Origin of the sequence: Streptomyces sp. NPDC007983 (assembly GCF_042958345.1) — a bacterium.
Lineage (GTDB): Bacteria > Actinomycetota > Actinomycetes > Streptomycetales > Streptomycetaceae > Streptomyces.
Genome location: NZ_JBIBJI010000008.1, coordinates 339,102 through 361,554 on the forward strand (window position 1 = coordinate 339,102; position 22,453 = coordinate 361,554).

Below are 22,453 nucleotides of genomic sequence, written 5' to 3' on the forward strand. Positions count from 1 at the left end.
CTTTGGGTGTGGGCGGGGGGGGGGGGGGCCGGGTGTGGGTCTGCGGGGGGGTGCGCACCCCCCGCGCGGGCCGCCGCGCGGCGGCCGGGGGCTGCCCGGGGTGGGGGGGGTGGCGAGCACGCTCGCCACCCGCCCCACGCGTACCCCCTGATCAGCGCCGAGGGGTGAGGAGCGCGGTGAGCATGTCGCGCAGCCAGGTCCGCAGGGCGCCGAGATCCGGGTCGAGCAGCAGCCGGCCCGCCGCCGCGTCGTGGATGGTGAGGACCGCGGCCGTCAGGGACTCCGGGTCGCGCAGCCCAGGCGGCATGGTGTCGGGGTCGACGAACGCGGTCACGATCGGCTGGAGCGTTTCGCGCAACGCCTCACGGTGCCGGATCAGTGCCGCCGCGGTGTCCGGGTCGCGCGCCGCGTACAGCATGAAGTCGGTGCGGACCAGGACCCAGGCGCGGTCGATGAGCAGCGCGCCCACCACCCGGTCCAGCAGGGCGGGCAGCCCCTCGTCGGGGGTGGCGCCGTCCAGCGCGTCCCGCACCTGGGCCGTCTGCAGCGCGGCCTGCCGCTCGTAGAGAGCGAAGAACAGCTCGTCGATGCTGTCGAAGTTGGAGTAGAAGGCGCCGCGCGTGTACCCGGCGGCCTCGCAGATCTCCTCGATTCCCACGCGGCCGAAGCCGCGCTCCGCGAAGACCGTGAGCGCCGCGGCCAGCAGCCGTTCCCGGGTCTCCGCCCGCCGCCGGGTGACGCGCGTCGGTGTGCCGTCCGCCCGTCGCCCGCTGCGCAGCGCCCGGCGGTCGAGCGCGCTGTTACTGGCTTCCGTCATGCGCCCCATCCTAGTTCGATACACTCGCGTATTCGATACAGTGGTGTATCGAACCCGTCGGTGAGTGAGGAAGAGCGGATCAGTGAGTCAGGTGGATACGGACCAGGCGGAGGCCCCGGCGCGCGGCGCGGAGCCGGGCGCGGACCGGGCGGAGGACAAGGGCGCGGCGCCCCGGGGATCGTGGGCCCGGCTGCGCGGCGCGGTCCCGCCGCGCATCGCGGCGATGCTCGTCGGAGCGCTGCTGCTCCAGCTGGGATTCGTCCTGTCGTACGTGGGAGCGTTCCACCACCCCCAGCCGCACCGCATCCCGATCGCGGTCGCGGCACCGGAGCGGATGGCCCCGGGCGTGGTGGAGAAGCTCAACGGGATACCCGGCCACCCGCTGAAGGCCACCGCCACCGATGAGGCCACGGCCCGCGAGCGGCTGCGCACGGGCGAGACCAGCGGTGCGCTGATCGTGAAGCCCGGCTCCCGCACCGACACCCTGCTGGTCACCGGCGCCGGTGGCGCCTCCACGGCGACCGCGCTGGAAACGGTGATCGAGAAGGCCGAGAAGACCCAAGCCCGCACCGCTTCCGTCGTCGACGCCGTTCCCGCGCAGGCGGGTGACGCCCGCGGGCTGAGCAGCTTCTACCTGGTGGTGGGCTGGACGGTGGGCGGGTATCTGTTCGCCGCGCTGCTGGGGGTGTCCCTCGGCGCCCGCCCGGCCACCGCGCGCGGCGCCGGGCGGCGACTGCTGGCGGCCGTCCCGTACGCGGTGCTGTCCGGCCTGGGCGGCGCGGCGATCGTGGGCCCGTTGCTCGGCGCGCTGAGCGGCCACTTCCTCGCCCTGTCGGCGATCGGAGCCCTGGTCGTCTTCGGCGCAGCCGCCATGACGATCGCCTTCCAGGTGCTGTTCGGCGTCCTGGGAATCGGCGTCACGGTGCTGCTGTTCGTGGTCCTCGGCAACCCCAGCGCCGGCGGCGCCTACGGCCCCGAGCTGCTGCCCCCGTTCTGGCGGGCGCTCAGCCCCGCCCTCCCCAACGGCGCCGCGACTCATGCCGTACGCCACGTGATCTACTTCGCCGGCCACGGCATCACCGCCAACCTGGCGGTGCTGACCGCCTACGCCCTCGGCGGCGCGCTGGTCAGCGTCCTCGGCGTCACCCTGATCCGCCGACGGCGCGCGGCCGAACCCGTGGCCGGCTGAGCCGCTAGGCCTGCGCGTCGTCCGCGTGCAGCCGCCGCCGCATGACCAGCCATCCGCAGCCGAACGCCGGAAGCGCCACCGCCCAGGTCAGCGCGACCGGCGCGGCCCGGCCGGTGGCCGAGTGCACGGCCACCGTGGCGGCCAGCCATCCGGCCGTGGCGCCCACCAGCCCGGCGAGCAGCGAGCCGAGCCGGGCCGGTGCCCGGCTCTCCGGCGGGGTGGCCAGCCACAGCACCAGCGTGGCCAGCAGCAGGGCGAGCGCGCCGAGCAGGGCGATCAGGGCGGGCACCGCCGGAGGCGGCAGGAACGGGACCTTGTACGCGAAGCTCTGGATCGCGGCGAGCACCATGAGGACCGCGCCGAGGAACGCGCTCTGCAGCAGATTGACCTTGCTCTGCCGCTGCTGGGCGGCGGCCTCCTGGCGCTGCGTCAGCTCCCTGCGCCGCTGGAGGGCGTGCTCCGCCTCGATGGTCAGGGCCGTCAGGGCGTCCCGGGCGCGCTCCCGGTCCGCCTCCAGATAGACCAGGCCGTCGGACAGCCGCTGCACGAACCACGCGGCGAGCGCGAGGTCTTCGGCGAACGGGCCGTGGCCGCCCACGGGGACGCCCGCGGCATCCCGCTGGGCGCGCATGTTGGACTCGGCGATCCGCACCGTGGTGCGCATCTCCCTGACCCTGGTGATCCACTGGGTGAGGCCCGCGGAGCCCGCGGTGAGCGCCAGCAACCGGGTGCGCCACCGCGCGAGTTCCTCGCCCCGGTCGTGCGCCCGCGCGTCGTCGTCCGGGGTGCCGTTATCGGGGCCCTCGCGATCCAGGGCCGCCAGGGCACCGTCCACGACCGGCCCCGCCGGAGACGCGAGATCGCTGTCGTGCGCGCCGTGCACCCGCATCTCGTACCGCAGCTTGGCCGCGTCCGCCAGATAGCGGGCGAACGGTGGCGGTGCGCCACCGCCCTGGCTCCACAGCCAGTGCTCGGTGTCCCGAGGGCCGTCGCCATCGTCGTCCGCCACCGCGACGAAGCGCCGCGACGGCCGCGTGGGGGACTCGCCGGTGGCCTCCCACAGGGTGACCGCGGGGCGGGCCACCGCGACGCCCGGCCCCAGTGGCAGGGGCAGTTCGGCCCGTATCGCCTCCGTCAGCTCCCGCGCGCTCACCGGCCCCGCTCCGGCCGTCTCGCGGTAGGCGACGAACAGCCGCGCCTCGCCGACCACCCACCCCCGCTCCCCATCGGCGATCCGCGTCCACCGCCGGTCCCAGGCCTCCCACGAGCCTTGTTCACCGGCGGCGGGCGACAGTGCCACCGACAGACACAGAAGATCGTGATGGCGCCGCAGGACCGCCTGCGCCACCCCCGCACGGTCGCGCCGCGCTGCCACCGCCCCGGCCGCCGGCAGCTCGCCCAGCTCCTCGGGGAGCGTGTCGGGCAGCCCCGTCGCTGCGACGGGGTGCGTCATCCCGAGCTGCGGCCCGCACGCCGCCCACACCTCCCGCAGCCGCCGGTACGACGCGCTGCGGCGCGGCCCGGTCGTGGCCACGAAGAGGTGGACGACGAGCGACTGGTCAGTGAGGGTCACCACCGGCCGGCGCGCCCTCCGTGAGGTCGAGGTCGTCGTCATCGGCCCCGCTCCGCAGGGCGTGCACCAGGCGGTTGAGCCGGTCCAGGACCTCGGGCGGCGCGGGCTCGCGCCCGTCGCCCTCCTCGCCCGCGCGCAGCCGCACCCGCGACGGCCCCACCAGCTCCAACTGCCCCGTCGCCACGCCCAAGGCGCGCGCGTCCCCGGCCCGCACGGCCGCCTCCATCGCCCCCAGCGCGCGCTCCACATGCGCCCAGTCCGCGCGCGGCAGCACGAGCCCGGCGACCCCCGACAGGGCCGCCACGGCGCCCTCACGTGACTCCGCCGTGCCCCGGCCCCTCTCCGACACTCCCATGTCCCCAAGCTACTGGCATCGGGGCTAAAAGGGATGACGGTGAGTATTTTCCCTGCGCCGGGCAGCCGGGAGGCCGATCGTGCAGCTGATCCATCCGCGGTCGTAGGTTGCCGCCTCCCACCCTCCGGACCGCGGTCGCGGCCCGTGCGGTCGGCCATCATCGGACGGTGAGATCCGAGCTGCTGACGGCGCTGTGGGCCCGGCTGGACCGGTTCGCCGCCACCGCTGACCCGCGGGAAGTCCTGGGCGCCGACGCCAAGCGCGAGGTAGCCGAGCTGTTCGCCGCCCGCAACGACCCCTTGGGCGACGTCGAAGTACAGCGCGCCGTAGGCTGGTTTTTCTGGCACCGGTACGGGCTGCTGGACGACGAGTCGGAGCTGCGCCTGGCCGAGGAACTGCTGCGCCCGGTGTACGAGGCGGACCCGCAGGGCGTGCCGGAGGCCCTGCGCTCCGTCTTCGAACCGGGGTCGCCCGACGAGTGGGACGAGATCAGCGAAACGGAACTCCGTCATCTCCTGGCGGATCTGGAACCGGGGCGGATCACCCAGGCGCTGAGCGATCTGCGCGCCGCGGTGTCCCGGATGTCTCCCCACCACCCTGGCTATGCGAACAAGGTGATCCTGCTGATCACGCTGCTGTCGAGCGCGTTCGACCACGTCGAGGACCCGAGCCCGCTGTGGGAATCGGTGGAGGCGACCCGGCGTGCGGTGGACGCGCTGCCTCCCGGCCACGCCGGGTGGGCGGCCGTACAGTCCCAACTCGGCAGTGTGTTCCGCGACTGGTATCTGCGGACCGGGGAGCTGAGCGCCCTCCACGAGGCGATCGACAGGGGGCGCCGGTCGGCCGCCGCCGACCCGTGCTCCCCCATGGCGCTGAGCAACCTCTCCAACGCCTTGCTGGACGCCTTCCGGCGCACCGCGGACATCACGTTCCTCGAAGATGCCGTCACCACCGGCCGTGGCGCCGTGCACGCGGCCGGCCAGGACCATCCCCATCTGGTGATGTATCTGTCCAACCTCGGTGCCGCGCTGCACAAATGGGCCGGCCTGACAGGGGATTCGGCGGCAGAGACCGAGGCACTGCGGACGGCTCGCCGCGCGGTAGCGCTGACCGGCGAGGACCACCCCGCCCATCCGCTGTATCTGTCGAACCTGGCGTCCTCGCTCAAGACGTCGTTCAACCGCACCCAGGACAAGGCCCTGCTCGCCGAGGCCATCGAAGTCGGCCGGCGCGCGGTGGACACCACACCGGCCGACGACCCCAGGCGGCCCCATCGGCTCGGAGTCTTCGGCGGCGCGCTTCAGGCCTGGTTCGAGGAGACCCACGAACTGCCGGTGCTCGACGAGGCCGTGCGGGTCTTCCGCGAGGCAGTCGACCGGACGCCCGAGGGACATACGCGGATGGTGGAATATCTGCACCTGCTCAGCTACGCGCTCCTGCTGAGCTACGGTCAGTACGGCACCCAGGAGGTCCTGCACCAGGTCATCGCCGTGGGGCGCCGGGCGATGACCGAGACCCCGGCCGACCACCCGGACCGGGGACGACGGGTCGTGCATCAGGTCAACGGGCTGATCGACTGGTACGAGCACACGGGCGACCTGGAAACCCTGGACGAGGCGATCGACCTCTGCCGCCACGGCCTTGTACCCGGCGGTGGGCGGGATTCCGGTCTGCTGTCCGGACTCGTAGAGGCGCTACGCCTGAAGTACGAGAGGTCGGGAGACCGGAACCTCCTGGAGGAGGCCGTCGTCCTCGGCAGGGAGAGCGTGGCAGCGAACCCGGGCAACGTGGGGCAGCTCACCAAGCTCGGTGCCGCGCTGGCCGTACTGGCCGAGGACGAGAAGGAGGACCCGTCGGTCCTGGACGAGGCCATCAAGGTCGCGCGCAGAGCCGCGGACATCGACCCCTACTATCTGACGAACCTCGTCGCCCCGCTCCTGGTGCGCTACGGGCGCACCGGTGACCGGGCGTCGGCCGAGGAAGCCGTGAAGGCGTCGCGTCGTGCCCTGGCATTCCCCCAGGCGGAGCCCCAGCGCGCCCGGCAACTGTTCATGCTGGGCCAGGCCCTGGCAGCCCTCCACCAGGCATCCGGTGACCCCGGGACGCTCACCGAAGCCCTCGACGCCTACCTGGCCGCGGCCACTCCGTCGGGCGCGGCTCCGACGGTACGCGTCGAGGCGGGCTTGCACGCCGGGCGGCTCGCGATGGCGAAAGGGCGTACCGAGCAGGCGCTGAAGGGATACGCGAAGGCGGTCGAACTGCTGCCCCTGCTCGTCACCCAGTTCCTGGGGCGCAACGACGCCGAGCACTGGCTCACCCGCTACGACGGACTGGCCGCGAGCGCCGCCGCTTGTGCCCTGGAGACAGGTGATCCGGAGCGTGCGGTGACCCTGCTGGAGCAGGGGAGGGGCGTCCTGCTCGACCGCGCCCTGTCGGCCCGTACCGCGCTGAGCGCCCTCCGGGAACGGGACCCCGGGCTCGCCGACCGCTTCCAGTGGCTCAGCGCCGAACTCGAAACCGGGGACCAGGTGCCGAGTGATCGACGGCATGAGCACGCCAGCGGGCTGGAGGCGCTGATCAAGGAGATCCGGGCACTGCCCGGCTTCGCGCCGTTCCTGCTGCCACCGACGCTTCCGCAGCTCAGGGACGCCGTACGGGACGGCCCGGTCGTCCTCATCAACGTCAGCCAGTGGCGCTGCGACGCCCTCGCCCTCACCACGGCGGGAGTGCGGCACATCCCGCTGCCGGACCTCACACTCGATGATGTCGTCGAGTGGGTGAACATCTTCGTGGGCACGCTGGACGTGAGCCAGAGCGTCGCCAATGATGCCCTCGAAGTGATCCTGGGCCGACTGTGGGACACGATCGCCGAGCCCGTTTTGACGGCACTGGAATTCACCCGGTCACCCGGCCCTCAGGAGACGTGGCCACGACTGTGGTGGTCGCCGGTCGGCCCGCTCAGCTACCTGCCACTGCACGCCGCGGGCCACCATCACACCGAGGGCCGGACCGTCCTCGACCGGGCCATCTCCTCCTACACCCCGACCATCCGTGCCCTCACCCACGTCCGCGGCCGCCGCCGTACGGGCGCACAGGCAGGACGGCCCCGGCCGCTCGTCGTGTCGATGCCCCGCACTCCGGGCGACGCCGACCTGCCGGGCGCCCGCGACGAGGCCGACGTGCTCACCACATTGCTCTCCGACGCCACCGTCCTGACCGGGCCCGACGCCACCCGCGACCGGGTCGACGCCGCACTTCGGGACACCACCTGGGCCCATTTCGCCTGCCACGCCCAGAGCCGCTTCGACGACCCCTCCAGCAGCCTGCTGCTCCTCCATGACCACCAGGACAAGCCGTTCGACGTGCGCCACCTCTCCGCACTCCGTCTGCCCGTCGCCGAACTCGCCTACCTCTCCGCCTGCGGCACCTCACAGCCGGGGCGCCGGCTGATGGACGAGGCCGTGCACATCTCGGCCGCCTTCCAGCTCGCCGGATTTCCGCATGTCATCGGCACCCTCTGGACGGCCAACGACCGGGTGGCCCCGAAGACGGCCCGGCTGATCTACGCCGATCTGCTGCGCCGCCCGCCGGAGGACCGCGACATCGCCGGGGCGGTCCACCGGGCCGCCCACAGCATGCGGCAGGCGTACCCCCGGCTCCCCCTGCTGTGGGCCGCCCACATCCACGTCGGCATGTGAGTGCCCACGGGCTCAGCCGCCGTGGGTGACGCGGATCTTGGACTGGCCGTGGGGCAGCTCCTCCCAGTCCTCCATGAAGCGGGCCGCCAGGCCGTGCTTCTTGGCGAGGTCGATCAGGGTTTCGGTGCGGTAGTAGAAGTCCTCCCGCAGGACCTGGTGCTCCTCGCCCTCGGTGCGGTCGAAGGTGAAGTCGAACCAGCCGCCCGGCGCCAGCACCCGGCCCACGTTGGCCAGGCACTCGTCGATGACCGGCAGCGGGGAGTGGGAGAACACGCTGTGGGCGTGGACGACGTCGAAGTGCGCCTCGGGCAGAAAGCGCAGGGTCAGGTCGCGGACCGGGGTGAGGGTGGGCAGCCGGTCCTGCAGCTCGGTGTGGACCAGGGTGTCCTGCGCGGCGACCAGGATGTCGGGGGAGATGTCGACGCCGTAGTAGTGGCCGGGGTCGAGGTGGCGGATGAAGCGCCACCCGGCGCGCAGATTGCCGCAGCCGATCTCCAGCATGCGGTGCTCGGGGCGCAGCCCGTGCTTCAGCAGATAGTCGAACTGCATCGCGCCCAGCGCCAGCCACCGCTCCCGATTACGGCTGCCGACCGCCGCGTCGGGGTCGGCCCGGGTGTCGGAACGCATCACGGCGCGGTAGTACGAGACGTGGTCCGGCCAGCGGTAGCGCAGCCAGGCGTCCCGGGTGGCCCGCACCAGATGGCGCGGTACGCGCTCGGGGTGGCGGAGCGCGTACGAGACGCGGTGGCCGAGCCTGGCGCGGTTGACGGTGACGTTCTTGGCGGGCATGGAAGATCCTTTCCCTGGTATGCGGGGTGTGTGTCGCGGCCCCTGGACTCAGCATCCGTGCGGGTGACGGCCGCCGGCGTCGGCGGACCGGCCACCTCCCGGAGGCGGTTCGGGCGATGCCGGGGTCAGCCGATCGGATGATGCGGAGCGCGGCACCCCGTAATAGGACTGGCTGCGGGGACGTGCGACGGAAGGTGCGGTGATGGGGAAGGCTCCCGTGACGGAAGCCGAGTGGGACGATCCGGACGCCCGGTGGCTCCGGTGGGTCATGGACGGGGCTTTCCTCATACTGCTCGGCTCCTCACTGATCCGCTTCCTGACCCGCGACCACGACCAGGCGCACACCGGATACGCCGTCGCCCTCTTCGCCGCCTTCGGGCTGCTGTACGTACTCGGGCGGCTCCTGGCCCCCGCGCCACGCCCCGGCGCCCGGCCGAGCACACGGCATCTGGCCTGGCTGGGGGCGGTGTCGGCGGTCTGGGCCGGTCTGCTCGCCCTCGCCCCGAGCGCCACCTGGTGTGCCATGCCGCTGCTGTTCACCGGACTGCAGACGCTGCCGGTGCGCACCGCGGTGCCGCTGGCGGCCGTGCTCACCGTGCTGGTCGTCGCCACCGAGCTGCGGCTGTCCCACGAAGGGCTCAACCCGAACGTGGTGATCGCCCCGCTGGCCATCAGCGCCGTCGCCACCGCCGTCCTGGTCCATCTGCAGCGCCAGGCGGCCCGGCAGCGCCTCCTGATCGACGACCTGGTCCGCACCCGGCGCGATCTGGCCGCCACCGAGCGACGGGAGGGCATCCTCGCGGAGCGGCAGCGGCTGGCGAGCGAGATCCACGACACTCTCGCGCAGGGCCTGTCCAGCCAGCGGATGCTGCTCCAGGCCGCAGACCGCACCTGGGGGACGGACCCCGGCGCGGCCCGCCGCCATATGCGGGACGCGGCCGAGATCGCGTCCCGCAGCCTCGCCGAGGCCCGCCGGTTCGTCCACGACCTGGCCCCCGCCGACCTCGCCGACCGCACCCTCGCCGAGGCGCTGCGCGCGCTCGCCGACCGGGAGTGCGGCGAGGGGCTGACCGTCGGCTTCCGGCTCGACGGGGTGCCGGGCCCGGTGCCGGAGCGGGTCGAGGCCGCGCTGCTGCGCATCGCGCAGGGCGCCCTGGCCAACGTGCGGGAACACGCTTGGGCGACCCGCGCCGCACTGACCCTGACCTGGCTGGACGACCAGATCTCCCTGGACATCGCCGACAACGGCCGCGGCTTCGACCCCGAGCGCCCCCGGCCCCCGGACGGCGACCGGGAGCGGGGCCACGGGCTGCCCGCCATGCGGGTGCGGGCACGCCAGCTCGGGGGCACGCTCACCGTCGAATCCACCCGGGGCGAGGGCACCGTCGTATCGGCGGCCGTCCCCCTCGCCACCCTCGCCCCCTGACGTCCCACACACTCGCCCACGGAGGACCGCCACACCATGACCCCGACCGACGCCACCCCGCCCATCCGGCTGCTGCTGTGCGACGACCACGCCGTGGTGCGCGCCGGGCTGCTCGCGCTGCTGTCCAGCACCGCGGGCATCGAGGTGGTCGGAGAGGCGGGCAGCGGCGAGGAGGCGCTGGCCATGGCCGCGCGCGTACGGCCCGATGTGGTGCTCATGGATCTGCAGCTCGGGGACGGCATGGACGGTGTGGAGGCCACCCGCCGACTGGCCTCCGGCGCGTGGTCCTCCCGTGCGCGGGCCTCCAGTGCCGGGGCGGCGCCGGACGAAGCGGCCCCGCGGGTGCTGGTGCTCACCATGTTCGACACCGACGCGGACATCGCCCGGGCCATCGAGGCCGGCGCCACCGGGTATCTGCTCAAGGCCGAGCGGCCGGAGGAGCTGTTCGCGGCGATACGGAACGCGGCGGCCGGGCGCACCGCGCTGTCGGCGCCGGTGGCCGACCGGCTGATGGCCCAGCTGCGCACACCCCGCCCCACCCTCTCCGAGCGTGAGCGGGACATCCTCCAGCAGCTCGCCCGGGGGCTGGGGAACCGGGAGATCGCCCGTGCGCTCTTCATCAGCGAGGCCACGGTGAAGACCCACCTGGGACGGATCTACGGCAAGCTGGGCGTGGACACCCGGGCCGGCGCGGTCGCCGTCGCCACCGAGCGCCGGCTGCTGGGCTGATCACTCACCCCGCCAGGAACACATCGGATGTTCTGCCCGCCGCCGGCGGCCTTCGCCGGGGTCGGGCGACGCCCCCAAGAGACATCCAAACTCTGACTCCTCGCCGAGGGGGCGAATGCCGGGGAAATAGGGCCGTACGACGCCTTGACACCCCAATACATCGGATGTTCTGATGCCGATGCGTCCTGGTAAGAGGGACCGGCCGAAGGAGTCACAGTGGGTCGGATCACAACAGTGACGGTCAGGGGCTTCTGTTTCTGCACGCCGCGAGCGCACGATGAGACGGTCGCCGGATACTCCGCGCCCGTCTTATTCGGCTGCTGAATTCCCCCCATCCCGCCACGCCCCACTCCCGCCGCCGTGATCGGCGGCTTCTCTCCAGCATCCGCACGCGCATTCCGTGCTGCCGGAGTACGTCCATGTGAGCACGAAAATTGAACTGGACACTGCTATGAAAAGACGACTCCTCGTGAGTGCCACCGCGGCGGCTGCCGCACTGGGTCTCACTTTGTCGGGATGCTCCTCCGGCGGCGGCACATCGGGCCAGTCGAAGGACAAGCTCACCTGGTCGATGTGGATCGCCGGTTCGGCGGACAAGGCGGCCTGGCAGAAGGTCGCCGACGCGGTCAAGAAGGACGGCGGCGCGAAGGTCGGCATTCAGGGCGCGCCGTTCGAGGATTACTTCACCAAGCTCCGCACACAGCTCAGCGCGGGAAGCGCGCCGTGCATCGTCAGCATTCAGAGTATCCGCGCCGCGAACTACACGGACGTCATGCTGCCGCTCGACTCCTACGCGAAGAAGGACGGCGTCAATCTGTCGGAATTCGACAGCACCGCCCTCAACGGCATGAAGGTCGACGGCAAGCTGTACGCCCTGCCGTACGACACCGGGCCCATGCTCCTCTTCTACAACAAGGACCTGTTCAAGCAGGTGGGGGCCAAGGAGCCGAAGCCCGGCTGGACCCTGGCCGACTTCAAGGCGGCCGCGGCGAAGTTCAAGGCGGCGGGCAAGAAGATGTTCGCCTCGACGATCGCGGACATGAACCTCGAATCGATGATCCTCGGTTACAACGGCGGCCGGGTCGTCAAGGACGGCGGCACGCTCGACACGTCGAACGCGAAGTTCGCGAAGGGCCTCGACTGGCTCTCCTCGCTCGTGAAGGACGGCGTCGCCACCCAGGCCAGCTCGGACACCTCGGCCGCGTCCAACGACTTCGTCTCCAAGAAGGTCGGTATGTACACCGACGGGCCGTGGTCGCTGCTCAGCCAGAAGGGGAAAGTGAAATTCCCCATCGGCGTGACGACCATACCGGTCGGCACCTCCAGCGGGCCGTCGACCTTCTCGGCGGGGTCCGGCTTCGGCGTCTCGAAGCAGTGCAAGTACCCCGATGAGGCCTTCAAGGCCGTCAAGACGATGACGAGCCAGAAGGTACTCCAGTCGCTGGCCGAACAGGGCCGGGCGTTCCCCGGGCGCACCGCGGCGCAGCAGGCCTGGTACGACAACGCGCATATCGACGGCGTCGAAAACGTCCTGAAGACGGCGCAGAAGGCCTCGACCCCGCTGCCGAGCACCAAGCAGGGCGATCAGCTCGGCCAGTTGTTCGCGCAGTACGGAATCCAGGCCGTCAACGGCCAGCAGTCGGGCGCGCAGACGATGAAGTCCATCGCGAGCCAGCTCGGACAGTGAGGCAAGTGACGCAGCGGCGGGCGCCGGTGAGGGCGCCCGCCGACGGCGGGGACGAAAGAGGTCACGGAATGCAGAAATCGGTGCCCCGGCGGTCCGTCGCGCACAAGTCCACCCTGGCCGAGGCGGCAGTCGCGACGGTACCCGTGGCAGGCGCGGGCGGCCCGGTCGAGGCGGGCGGGGAACGGGAGGGAAAGGGCCGGGAGATCGGCAGGCGGTCCTGGTGGGGAGCGGCGTTCGCCACCCCGCACTCGGTGGGGCTGGCGCTGTTCACCGTGGTCCCCATCCTCGCGTCCCTCATTGTGAGCTTCATGAACTGGCCGATGATCGGCGAGCGTTCATGGAGCGGATTCGCGAATTACAGCAAACTGTTCTCGGACCCGATCTTCTGGGTCGTGGTGCGCAACACGGCGCTGTACGTGGTGCTGTACGTACCGCTTAATCTCGTGGTCTCGCTCGGGCTCGCGGCCTGGCTGACCCCGCGCATCCGGCACCGCCATGTCTTCCGGGTGGTGTTCTTCATCCCGACGATCACCCCCCTCGTGGCGAACGCCGTCGTCTGGCGCATGCTGTACCAGCCCGACGGATTCATCGACGCGACGCTCAAGTCGACGATCGGGGTGAACGCCCCCAATTTCCTCGCGGACGACCAGTGGGCGATGATCGCGGTCGTCACGATGAGCGTCTGGGCCGGATTCGGCTACAACATGCTCATTTTCTCCTCGGCGCTCGACGCGGTGCCGGAGAATCAGCTCGAAGCGGCGCAACTCGACGGGGCGAACGCGTGGCGCACCTTCTGGCTCGTCAAATTCCCGGCGATCTCGCCGTCCATCTTCTTCGCCACGATGATGACGCTCATCACGTCGTTCCAGGTGTTCGTGCAGCCCTTCCTGCTGACCAAGGGCGGTCCCGGAACGGCCACCGAAACCCTCGTCCAGTACATCTACAACACCGGCTTCCAGAGTCAGCAGCTCGGCCTCGCCTCGGCGGGCGCGTGGGTGCTTTTCGTCATCATTCTCGGCATCACGGCGGTCCAATTCCTCGGCCAGAAGCGTTGGGTGCACTATGAGTAGCGGTACGCGGATGGTCCGGCCGGCCGGACGGGTCATCGGAGGTCATGTGGGACGCCACAGCGCGGGCAGGCGCGTACAGCCCGCCCGGACCGCAGGGTTCGTCCCGCGGGTGCGGCAGGCCATCGGCTACGCGATCCTGTGCCTCATCGCGCTGATCTTCCTGGCGCCGCTGATCTACATGGTCACGACGAGCCTCAAGCCCGACGCGGACGTGTTCACGACCCCGCCCACGCTCTGGGGCTCGGAACTCCGCTGGCAGAACTACACCGACGTCTTCAGCTACCAGCCGTTCGGCCGCTTCATCCTGAACGGCTTCGTCGTCGCCGCCGTCGGAACGGCCATCAACGTGTCGGTCGCCGCCTTCAGCGGCTACGCCTTCTCGCGGCTGCGCTGGCGCGGCAGGAACCTGGTGTTCATGCTGTTCCTGGCGACGCTGATGATCCCGCAGGACGTGCTCGTCATCCCGATGTACGTGATGATGCAGAACCTGGGCTGGGTGGACACCTTCCAGGCGCTCATCATCCCGTGGGCGTTCACCGCCCTCGGCGCGTTCCTCCTCCGCCAGTTCTTCCTGACCGTGCCGCAGGAACTCGACGACGCCGCCCGCGTCGACGGCGCGGGCACCGTCCGCACCTTCTTCGAGGTGATGGTCCCGCTGGCCCGGCCCACTCTCGCGGTGCTCGCGGTCTTCACCTTCATCAGCTACTGGAACTCGTTCCTGTGGCCGCTGGTCATCGTCAACGACGTCAACGCGCACGCCACCATCCCGCTCGGCCTGCAGGCGTTCTTCGGCCAGCAGGGCAGCGAGTGGGGCCTCGTCATGGCGGCCTCGGTCATCTCGATGCTGCCCACCGTGATCATCCTCATCCTGCTCCAGAAGCATCTCGTCCGCGGCATTGTCACCAGCGGCCTCGGCGGCCGCTGACCCCTGAGCCTCATCCGAAAGGAATCCGCATCCATGGCCATCCCCGCCTGGTTCACCGAGGACCGCTTCGGCATGTTCGTCCACTGGGGGCTCTACGCCCTCCCGGCCCGCCACGAGTGGGTGAAGAACCGGGAGCGGATCACGGACGAGGACTACGACCGGTACTTCCGCCACTTCGAACCGGACCTGTACGACCCCCGCGCCTGGGCCCGCGCCGCCAAGCAGGCCGGAATGAAGTACGTGGTGCTCACGACCAAGCACCACGACGGCTTCTGCCTGTGGGACTCGAAGCTGACCGACTACACCTCGATGAACACCCCCATCGGCAAGGACCTCGTCGCCGAGTTCGTCGAGGCCGTGCGCGCCGAGGGGCTGCGCGTCGGCTTCTACCACTCGCTCATCGACTGGCACCACCCCGACTTCGTCGTCGACGGCCTCCACCCGCGTCGCGACGACCCGCCGGAGGAGATCGAGCGGCTCAACGAGGGCCGCGACATGGCCCGGTACCGCGCGTATCTGCACGGCCAGGTGGAGGAGCTGCTGACGAACTACGGCCGCATCGACTACCTGTTCTACGACTTCTCGTACAAGCGGGGCAGGCACAGCGAGGTCTTCAACGCCAAGGGCGCCGAGGAGTGGGGCTCGGAGGAACTGCTCGGGCTCACCCGCCGCCTCCAGCCCGGGATCATCGTGAACGACCGGCTCGAAATCCCCGGTGACCTCGTCACACCGGAGCAGTACCAGCCTGACAAGGCCATGGAGGTCGACGGCGAGCCGGTGGTGTGGGAAGCGTGCCAGACCCTCAACGGCAGCTGGGGCTACGACCGCGACAACCTCAACGTCAAGAGCGTCGAACTCCTGCTCCGGATGCTCATCGACGGCGTCTCGAAGAACGGCAACATGTTGCTGAACGTCGGGCCCACCGGGCGCGGCGATCTGGACCCGACCGCCGTGGCCACGCTGGAGGGCATCGGGAGGTGGATGTCCCACCACGAGCGCTCGATCCGCGGCGCGGGCCCATCCGTCTACGAGGCACCCGTCGACACCCGCTACACCCAGCGCGGCAACCGCCTCTACCTCCACCTCTTCGCCTGGCCCTTCACCCATGTGCACCTCCCCGGCCTGGGAGGCAAGGTCGAGTACGCGCAGTTCCTGCACGACGCGTCCGAGATCCACTACCGCGAGATCGACCCGTCGGCCACGGCCCAGAACACCACGCTCGGCGGCCAGCCCCCGGGGACCCTGACCCTGTCGCTGCCGGTGGTCCGGCCCGATGTCGCGGTGCCGGTCGTGGAACTCTTCCTCCGCGAGGACGCCTGACGCGTGCAGCGCCCCCCGCCGCCCGGTGAGCGGCGGGGGCGTGCAGGCTCACAGCTCCAGCACGGCGTGCACCGGCAGATGGTCGCTGGGGAACTGGCCGTCCCGGGAGTAGGTGTCGATCGCGGCGTAGCGGGTCCGTACGCCCGGTGAGGTGAGGATCCAGTCGATCCGGTCGCCGTCGGGGACCAGCGGCTTGTAGCCGTGGAAGGTCGCGTACAGCTTGCTGTGCCGGTCGGCGGCGTCCCACGCGTCGGTCAGGGAGCCGCCCTTCAGCAGGGTGTCGTAGACGGCGTTGCCGTGGGCGGCCACGTTGAAGTCCCCGGTGACGATGCGGGGGAGGGCCGGGTCCAGCCCGGCGAGCCGAGCGTTGATCAGCCCGGCGGCGCGCTCCCGGGCGTACTGGCTGATGTGGTCGAGATGGGTGTTGAGGGCGTAGAACTGCCGGTCGGTGGACCGGTCGTGGAAGCGCACCCAGGTGACCATGCGCACTACGGCGCCGCCCCAGGTGTTGGAGCCGATCACATACGGGGTGTCGGACAGCCAGAAGTGGTCGTACTCCAGCGGCTCCAGCCGTCTGGTGTCGTAGAAGACGGCCATGAACTCGTCACGGCTGCCACCCGCCCGTCCCGTCCCCAGCCAGTCGTAGCGCGGGCCGAGGTCGGCGGCGATGTCGCGCAGCTGGCCGTACAGCCCCTCCTGGGTGCCCAGCAGATGGGGCTCGGCACGGCGCAGCAGCTCCCGCATGACCGGGCGGCGCTGCGCCCAGGAGTTGGGCGGGGTGTCGCCGGCGTAGCGCAGGTTGAAGGTCATGGTGTGCAGTTGTGAGCCGCTCACGGGGAAGGCCGAGCCGCCCCCGGTGGTATCGGCCCGGGCCTCGGGCTGGGTGGCGAGCGGCAGGGCGAGGGCCGCGGCGGCCGCGGCGCGCATCCCGTGGCGACGGCTGAACAGAGGTGCGGGCATGGCTCCTCCAAGGGTCCGGCGTTGACACCAGTATCAGGCCGTCCGGGGGGAATGAAGTGGCCTGCGGGAGCCATGAGTTGAAACGTAAGGAGTCCTCCAGGGATACGGCCGCGTGCCGAACCCTCAGCGGGAGAGGGGGAGTTCCGGCAGCCGGGGGGTGTAGAGCCACGCGGTGAACAGCTCGTCCAGCGGCCGCGCCGCATGGCGCCCGGCCAGCGCGGTGAACTCCTCGGTGGTGACCGTGGCGTGGCGATGGGCGGCCGTCCACTCCCGCAGCACAGCGAAGAAGGCGTCGTCCCCGAGAGCCGTGCGCAGCGCGTGCAGCGTCAGGGCGCCCCGCTGGTAGACCCGGTCGTCGAACATCCGCGGCATGCCCGGGTCCGCGACCAGCAGATCCTGCGGCTGCTCCGCCATCGCGGCGTGAGCGCGGGTGGCGTGGACGGCGGCCGGGGCGCCCCCGGAGACCTCCGACCACAGCCACTCGGCGTACTTGGCGAAGCCCTCGTTCAGCCAGATGTGGCGCCAGTCGGCGACGCTCAGGCTGTTGCCGAACCACTGGTGGGCCAGCTCATGGGCCACCAGCCGCTCACAGCCGCGCTGCCCGTCGACGTGGTTGGCGCCGAAGACGGAGAGCGTCTGCGCCTCGACCGGCACCTCCAGCTCGTCGTCCGTCACCACCACCGCGTACTCGTCGAACGGATACGGGCCGAACAGGTCCTCGAAGGCGGCCATCATCCGGGGCTGACGGGCGAAGTCGTGGTCGAAGCGGTCGCGCAGCCGCGGCGGTACGGCCGCCCGCTGGGGCACCGCGCTCACCGCCGCGTCGGTCAGCTCGACCCGGTCGTACAGGCCGATCTGGACGGTGGCGAGATAGGTGGACATCGGCGCCGGATGCTCGTACACCCAGGTCGTGGTGGAGCCGCCCGAGGTACGGGACTCCAGGGTGCCCGCCGCGACCACCGTGTACGGCGACGGCGCGGTCACCGCGATCCTGTACGACGCCTTGTCCGCCGGATGGTCGTCGCACGGGAACCAGGACGGCGCGCCGATCGGCTGGCCCGCCACCAGCGCCCCGTCCTCCAGCTGCTCCCAGCCCAGGTCGCCCCAGTGCCGGGTCTTCACCGGCCGCGGCACCCCGACGTACCGCACCTCGACCGTGAACGGTGCCCCGGCGGGCAGCGGGCGCGCCGGGCGGACGCGCAGCTTGTCCGCCCGGTGGGTGTAGCGGGCCGCGCGGACCCCGTCGACCAGCACCCCGTCGACCCGGAACGCGCCGAGGTCCAGGCTGAACCCGGACAGCGGCTCGCCCGCCGCGCCCGGCTCGGCGACCGCCGAGATCCGGGCCCGGCCCGAGACCCGGCCGGTGCTCGGACGGCAGGTCAGCTCCAGGTCGTAATGGGTCACCCGATAGCCGCCGTTGCCGTGCCCGGGCAGATACGAGTCCCCGGACCGGTCCGCCCCCGCCACGCCGCCGGGCGCGCCCCGCTCCCGGCCGCCCTTGCCCCTGCTCACTTCGCCGTGTCCTCCGTCTTCCGCATGTCCCGCTCCTTGTCCGGCTGCCACGCCGCGATCGGGTTGCCGAGCCACCGGGTGCCCGCGGGCAGCGTCTCGCCGCGCATCACCAGCGACGCCGGACCCACCGTGGCACATTCGCCGACCGTGGCGCCCGGCAGCACGATGCCGTGCGGGCCCAGGGTGGCACCCTCCTCCAGCACCACCTCGTCCATGCGCATGATCCGGTCGTGGAACAGATGGGTCTGCACGACGCACCCCCGGTTCACGCTCGCCCCGGCGCCGATCCGCACCAGATCGGCCTCGGGCAGCCAGTACGTCTCGCACCAGGCACCGCGCCCGATGCGCGCGCCGAGCCCCCGCAGCCACCAGTTCATCAGCGGCGTCCCCGACACGGCCCCGGCCAGCCACGGCACGGCCAGCACCTCCACGAAGGTGTCCGCCAGCTCGGTGCGCCACACGAACGAGCTCCACAGCGGGCGCTCGGTGGCCCGGAACCGGCCCACCAGCAGCCATTTGGCCAGCACCGCCACGACGCACGCGACCAGACCGCCCGCGAACAGCAGCAGCCCGCCGCCCGCCAGGGCGGCCGGGAACCCCCAGCGCCCGGCGACCGCCCCGAAGGCGGCCAGCACCAGCACCGCGAGCGCCGCGCCGCCCATGACGGGCACGATCCGGCACAGCTCGACGGCGCCGCGCGCCCACTTCAGCCGCCGCGCCGGACGGTACGTACGGCTCTGGTCGCCCTCCTCGGCCGCCCGCGGCAGCCTCATCGGCGGCATCCCGAGCCACGAGCTGCCCGCCTTGGCGCCCTTGGGCGCGGCGGACAGCACCCCGACCAGACCGCGCTTGGGCACCGAGCTGCCGCCCGCGGCCATGCCGGAGTTGCCGAGGAAGGCCATCTTGCCGACCCGCGACTCGGCGATCCGCAGCCGTCCGCCGCCCAGTTCGTAGGAGGCGACCATGGTGTCGTCGGCGAGGAACGCGCCGTCGCCGACCGTCGTCATCGACGGCAGCGCCAGCACGGTGGACGCCTCGACCCCGCGGCCGACCCTCATCCCGAGCGCCCGCAGCCACACCGGGGTGAACAGGCTGGCGTACAGCGGGAACAGATGCACCCGCGCCATATCCATCAGCCGCTCGGTCGCCCACGCCTGCCAGGCCATCCGCCCGTGCACGGGATGGTGCCCCGCGCGCAGGCCGATGCCGAGGGTGCGCACCCCGGCCAGGATGAGCAGCGCGTAGCAGACCATCCCGGCCACGGTCGCGAGCGGCACGGCGGCCAGCGCGTGGAGCAGCGCCGGGCCCGCGCCGCGGGTGCCCCGGGCGAACAGCGCGAGGACGGCGAGCGCGGGCAGCAGCGCCAGCGCGGGCAGCAGGGTCAGCCCCAGCGAGGTGACCCCGTACACCAGGGCCCAGCGGCGGGTGCGCGGCGGCCGGTCCTCGGCCCTGTGCTGCGCCGCCTTGCCGGACTTGGCGGCCGGTACGCCCGCCCAGCGGCGCCCCGCGGGCACCGCACCGGTCACCCCGGACCCCGGGGCGATCTCGGCGCGCTTGCCGATCCGGGCGCCGGGGAAGAGGGTGCTGCGCGCGCCGACCGTGGCGCCCGCGCCGATGCGGATGCGGCCGATCCGCAAGCAGTCGCCGTCCAGCCAGTGGCCGGACAGATCGACCTCGGGCTCGACCGCGCTGCCCTTGCCGAGCTTGAGCATGCCGGTCACCGGCGGCAGCGCGTGCAGATCGACGTCCGGGCCGACCCGCACACCCAGCGCCCTGGCGTAGTGGGTGAGCCAGCTGCCCGACAGACCGGTGGCACCGCTCAGTTCGGCCAGCCGCTCGGCGGTCCACAGCCGCAGATGGACGCCGCCGCCACGCGGGTACGTGCCCGGCTTCAGCCCCCGCAGCAGCAGCCGCGCGCCGCCCGCGGCGATCGCGATCCGGCCCGGCGGCGATACGCACAGCAGCCAGCCGGCCAGGACCCACCACCAGGACACGGTGGGCGCCCACGGCGCGGAACCGAGCAGGTGCAGCACATTGAGGACCGCGGCCGCGGCCACGCCCCAGCGCAGCCCCGCGACCGTCAGCAGCGGCAGCGTCAGCAGTGTCTGCGCGACCCCGGTGCGCCGGGGCACGGGCCGTACGGTGCGCGGAGCCGTCGCCTCGCCGCGCATCGTGTCCAGCGTCCGGGCGAGCGCGCCCAGCCGCGGGTTCTGGTAGATGTCGCTGACCGAGCCGCTGGGGTAGCGGTCCCGGATCCGCGAGACGAGCTGGGCGGCGGCGAGGCTGCCGCCTCCCGCCGCGAAGAAGTCGGCGTCCGGCCCGCCCGCCGGGGTGCCCAGCACCTCGCCCCACAGCTCGGCCAGCCAGCTCTCGGTCCCGGTCAGCGCGTCCGCAGGACCGGCCGCGCCGACGCCCGGCAGCGGCCAGGGCAGCGCGGCCCGGTCCACCTTGCCGGAGGTACGGGTGGGCAGCGTGCCGACCACCGCGAGCAGCGGCACCAGCGCGGCGGGCAGCACCTCCCGCAGCCGGTCCAGCGCCTCCGCCTGGTCGAAACCGCCCTCGGCGGTGGCCTCCTCGGGCACGACGTACCCCACCAGCAGCTGGTGGCCCGCCTTCGTCGTCCGCACCGCGGCCGCGGCGCCCGCCACGCCCGGCAGCGCCTGCAGCGCGGCGTCCACCTCGCCCAGCTCGATGCGGCGGCCGCCCAGCTTGACCTGTTCGTCGGCCCGGCCGACGAACAGCAGCCCCTCCTCCTCGGCGCGCACCAGGTCACCGCTGCGGTACGCCCGCGACCAGCCCAGCGCCGGCAGCGGGGCGTACTTCTCGGCGTCCTTCGCCGGGTCGAGATAGCGGGCCAGACCGACCCCGCCGATCACCAGCTCACCGACCTCGCCCATGGGTACGACCTCGCCCCGGGCATCCACGACCGCCAGCTCCCAGCCGTCCAGCGGCAGCCCGATCCGCACCGGGCCCTCGCCGGTCAGCTGCGCGGCGCACGCCACGACGGTGGCCTCGGTCGGGCCGTAGGTGTTCCACACCTCACGGTCCTCGACCGCCATCCGCTCGGCCAGCTCCGGCGGGCACGCCTCACCGCCGAAGATCAGCAGCCGTACGTCGTCCAGCGCCTCCACCGGCCACAGCGCCGCCAGCGTGGGGACCGTGGAGACCACCGTGATCTCCTGCTCGACCAGCCACGGCCCGAGGTCGACACCGGTGCGCACCAGCGACCGGGGCGCGGGCACCAGACAGGCGCCGCTGCGCCACGCGAGCCACATCTCCTCACAGGACGCGTCGAAGGCCACCGACAGACCGGCCAGCACCCGGTCCCCCGGGCCCATGGGCTCGTCGGCCAGGAACAGCCCGGCCTCGGCGTCCACGAAGGCGGCCGCGCTGCGATGGGTGACGGCGACGCCCTTGGGCTTGCCGGTCGATCCGGAGGTGAAGATGATCCACGCGTCGTCGCCGGGCCCCGGGCGGCCGGGGCCGCCGTGCGGCTCGGCGCGCACCGTCATCTCCAGCCCGGCGCCGAGCACCACGCTCACCCCGGCCTCGGAGAAGACCAGCTCGGCCCGCTCGTCCGGGTCCTCGGCGTCCACCGGCACATAGGCCGCGCCGGCGGCCAGCACGGCGAGGATCCCGACGTACAGGTCGGCGGTCCCGGACGGGACGCGGATGCCGACCCGGTCGCCGACGCCGACGCCCGCCCCGGCCAGCCGCCGCCGCACCCGGTCCACCTCGGCGAGCAGCGCCCGGTAGCTGAGCGCGGCCGTACCGTCGTCGACGGCGGGGGCGTTCGGGTGGCGGCGGGCGGTCTCGCCGAGGACGTCCATGAGGGTGCGCTCGGCGTGGGTGCCGTTCCCCGGGAACAGGGCGGGCGGTGCCGCGGGCTCCGCGGCGGGTGCGGGCAGCGGGTCGATCAGCGTCTGGGACTCGTCTACTACAGTCATCCGGCCTCTCCGGCATCGGTGGACCGAGAGTTCGGCGACACCGTCCGGACCACCGGACCATCGGCCTCTGCCATACCGGCTCCACACTGAGCCGGGTCCCGAACACCCGCTCGCGGCCGAAGGCTGCCGCGAGGGCGAACACTCGGCGCGGCCCTTCAACGGCCGACCCGAATCCGCGGCCACCGATGGCAGGACGGGCTTGTTCCGCCCCCCCAACCGAACCGGCGCCGCATACGCCGAGCAGGCAGTTTACCCAGCGTTAACAGCAGGCCCCGGCGTTACGGAGCGCCCGCGGCCCCGGCCGTGGCCGCGCGACCCGGTGCCCCCGCCGCCCCCACCCGCCGCCGTCCTTCGTGCAACATGCCTGGTGGGAGCCGGTTTCCCGGCTGCGGTGGGGGGCACGTCGCACCCCTTCGCGGCGGCCGGTGATCGTGTGTCCGGACTCACAGCGGCCCC

The 22,453-nt window shown here is 72.3% G+C and carries 15 protein-coding genes; 8 read left to right on the forward strand and 7 right to left on the reverse strand.

Annotation, left to right across the window (positions count from 1 at the left end; translation table 11 throughout):
• Positions 1 to 151: 151 nt before the first annotated feature.
• The gene (locus ACFZCY_RS26030) at positions 152 to 817 is read right to left on the reverse strand and encodes a TetR family transcriptional regulator (protein ID WP_391177900.1); all 666 of its coding nucleotides are present in this window, start codon (positions 815 to 817) and stop codon (positions 152 to 154) included.
• An 82-nt stretch (positions 818 to 899) separates the two neighbouring features.
• Here ACFZCY_RS26030 and ACFZCY_RS26035 point away from each other — a divergent pair, with 82 nt between their 5' ends.
• Positions 900 to 2,006, forward strand: a complete 1,107-nt coding sequence (locus ACFZCY_RS26035; protein ID WP_391177904.1) for a DUF3533 domain-containing protein — start codon at positions 900 to 902, stop codon at positions 2,004 to 2,006.
• 4 nt (positions 2,007 to 2,010) lie between these two features.
• Here the strand turns inward: ACFZCY_RS26035 and ACFZCY_RS26040 are convergent, their stop codons facing one another.
• Positions 2,011 to 3,582 carry a CATRA conflict system CASPASE/TPR repeat-associated protein gene (locus ACFZCY_RS26040; protein WP_391177907.1) on the reverse strand — a complete coding sequence of 524 codons (1,572 nt, stop codon included), beginning with the start codon at positions 3,580 to 3,582 and terminating at the stop codon, positions 2,011 to 2,013.
• The gene (locus tag ACFZCY_RS26045) at positions 3,566 to 3,934 is read right to left on the reverse strand and encodes a CATRA system-associated protein (protein ID WP_391177910.1); all 369 of its coding nucleotides are present in this window, start codon (positions 3,932 to 3,934) and stop codon (positions 3,566 to 3,568) included. The genes ACFZCY_RS26040 and ACFZCY_RS26045 overlap by 17 nt, the downstream gene beginning before the upstream one ends.
• A gap of 167 nt (positions 3,935 to 4,101) precedes the next feature.
• Here ACFZCY_RS26045 and ACFZCY_RS26050 point away from each other — a divergent pair, with 167 nt between their 5' ends.
• Positions 4,102 to 7,632: a CHAT domain-containing protein gene (locus ACFZCY_RS26050; protein ID WP_391177913.1), complete on the forward strand. Its 3,531-nt coding sequence runs from the start codon at positions 4,102 to 4,104 to the stop codon at positions 7,630 to 7,632.
• A gap of 12 nt (positions 7,633 to 7,644) precedes the next feature.
• Here the strand turns inward: ACFZCY_RS26050 and ACFZCY_RS26055 are convergent, their stop codons facing one another.
• On the reverse strand, positions 7,645 to 8,421 hold the full coding sequence (locus tag ACFZCY_RS26055; protein ID WP_391177916.1) for a methyltransferase: 777 nt from the start codon (positions 8,419 to 8,421) through the stop codon (positions 7,645 to 7,647).
• A 202-nt stretch (positions 8,422 to 8,623) separates the two neighbouring features.
• Between ACFZCY_RS26055 and ACFZCY_RS26060 the strand changes: the two genes are divergently transcribed.
• From ACFZCY_RS26060 to ACFZCY_RS26085, 6 genes are all read left to right on the forward strand, one after another.
• Positions 8,624 to 9,847 carry a histidine kinase gene (locus tag ACFZCY_RS26060; protein ID WP_391177919.1) on the forward strand — a complete coding sequence of 408 codons (1,224 nt, stop codon included), beginning with the start codon at positions 8,624 to 8,626 and terminating at the stop codon, positions 9,845 to 9,847.
• Positions 9,848 to 9,883: 36 nt separating this feature from the next.
• Entirely contained in the window at positions 9,884 to 10,576 is a 693-nt protein-coding gene (locus ACFZCY_RS26065; protein WP_391177921.1) for a response regulator, read from the forward strand.
• A gap of 400 nt (positions 10,577 to 10,976) precedes the next feature.
• Positions 10,977 to 12,263, forward strand: coding sequence for an extracellular solute-binding protein (locus tag ACFZCY_RS26070; RefSeq protein WP_391177924.1), 1,287 nt, complete (start codon positions 10,977 to 10,979; stop codon positions 12,261 to 12,263).
• A gap of 143 nt (positions 12,264 to 12,406) precedes the next feature.
• Positions 12,407 to 13,333 carry an ABC transporter permease subunit gene (locus ACFZCY_RS26075; protein ID WP_391177927.1) on the forward strand — a complete coding sequence of 309 codons (927 nt, stop codon included), beginning with the start codon at positions 12,407 to 12,409 and terminating at the stop codon, positions 13,331 to 13,333.
• A gap of 46 nt (positions 13,334 to 13,379) precedes the next feature.
• Positions 13,380 to 14,258, forward strand: a complete 879-nt coding sequence (locus tag ACFZCY_RS26080; RefSeq protein WP_391177929.1) for an ABC transporter permease subunit — start codon at positions 13,380 to 13,382, stop codon at positions 14,256 to 14,258.
• 33 nt (positions 14,259 to 14,291) lie between these two features.
• The gene (locus ACFZCY_RS26085) at positions 14,292 to 15,578 is read left to right on the forward strand and encodes an alpha-L-fucosidase (RefSeq protein WP_391177931.1); all 1,287 of its coding nucleotides are present in this window, start codon (positions 14,292 to 14,294) and stop codon (positions 15,576 to 15,578) included.
• A gap of 48 nt (positions 15,579 to 15,626) precedes the next feature.
• Here ACFZCY_RS26085 and ACFZCY_RS26090 read toward each other — a convergent pair whose 3' ends face one another.
• From ACFZCY_RS26090 to ACFZCY_RS26100, 3 genes are all read right to left on the reverse strand, one after another.
• Positions 15,627 to 16,538, reverse strand: coding sequence for an endonuclease/exonuclease/phosphatase family protein (locus ACFZCY_RS26090; RefSeq protein WP_391177934.1), 912 nt, complete (start codon positions 16,536 to 16,538; stop codon positions 15,627 to 15,629).
• Positions 16,539 to 16,661: 123 nt separating this feature from the next.
• Positions 16,662 to 18,050 (reverse strand): M1 family aminopeptidase, encoded by a 1,389-nt coding sequence (locus ACFZCY_RS26095; RefSeq protein ID WP_391177937.1) that lies wholly within the window; start codon positions 18,048 to 18,050, stop codon positions 16,662 to 16,664.
• Positions 18,047 to 21,997, reverse strand: a complete 3,951-nt coding sequence (locus ACFZCY_RS26100) for a Pls/PosA family non-ribosomal peptide synthetase (RefSeq protein ID WP_391177940.1) — start codon at positions 21,995 to 21,997, stop codon at positions 18,047 to 18,049. Before ACFZCY_RS26100 ends, ACFZCY_RS26095 begins: the two co-directional genes overlap by 4 nt.
• Between the last annotated feature and the right edge of the window lie 456 nt (positions 21,998 to 22,453).

What these genes read in the sequence shown, in the direction of transcription:
- ACFZCY_RS26100 (WP_391177940.1), bottom strand. Translation starts at nt 21,997, where the DNA reads ATGACTGTAGTAGACGAGTCCCAGACGCTGATCGACCCGCTGCCCGCA.
- ACFZCY_RS26045 (WP_391177910.1), bottom strand. Translation starts at nt 3,934, where the DNA reads ATGGGAGTGTCGGAGAGGGGCCGGGGCACGGCGGAGTCACGTGAGGGC.
- ACFZCY_RS26060 (WP_391177919.1), top strand. Translation starts at nt 8,624, where the DNA reads ATGGGGAAGGCTCCCGTGACGGAAGCCGAGTGGGACGATCCGGACGCC.
- ACFZCY_RS26055 (WP_391177916.1), bottom strand. Translation starts at nt 8,421, where the DNA reads ATGCCCGCCAAGAACGTCACCGTCAACCGCGCCAGGCTCGGCCACCGC.
- ACFZCY_RS26065 (WP_391177921.1), top strand. Translation starts at nt 9,884, where the DNA reads ATGACCCCGACCGACGCCACCCCGCCCATCCGGCTGCTGCTGTGCGAC.
- ACFZCY_RS26090 (WP_391177934.1), bottom strand. Translation starts at nt 16,538, where the DNA reads ATGCCCGCACCTCTGTTCAGCCGTCGCCACGGGATGCGCGCCGCGGCC.
- ACFZCY_RS26085 (WP_391177931.1), top strand. Translation starts at nt 14,292, where the DNA reads ATGGCCATCCCCGCCTGGTTCACCGAGGACCGCTTCGGCATGTTCGTC.
- ACFZCY_RS26030 (WP_391177900.1), bottom strand. Translation starts at nt 817, where the DNA reads ATGACGGAAGCCAGTAACAGCGCGCTCGACCGCCGGGCGCTGCGCAGC.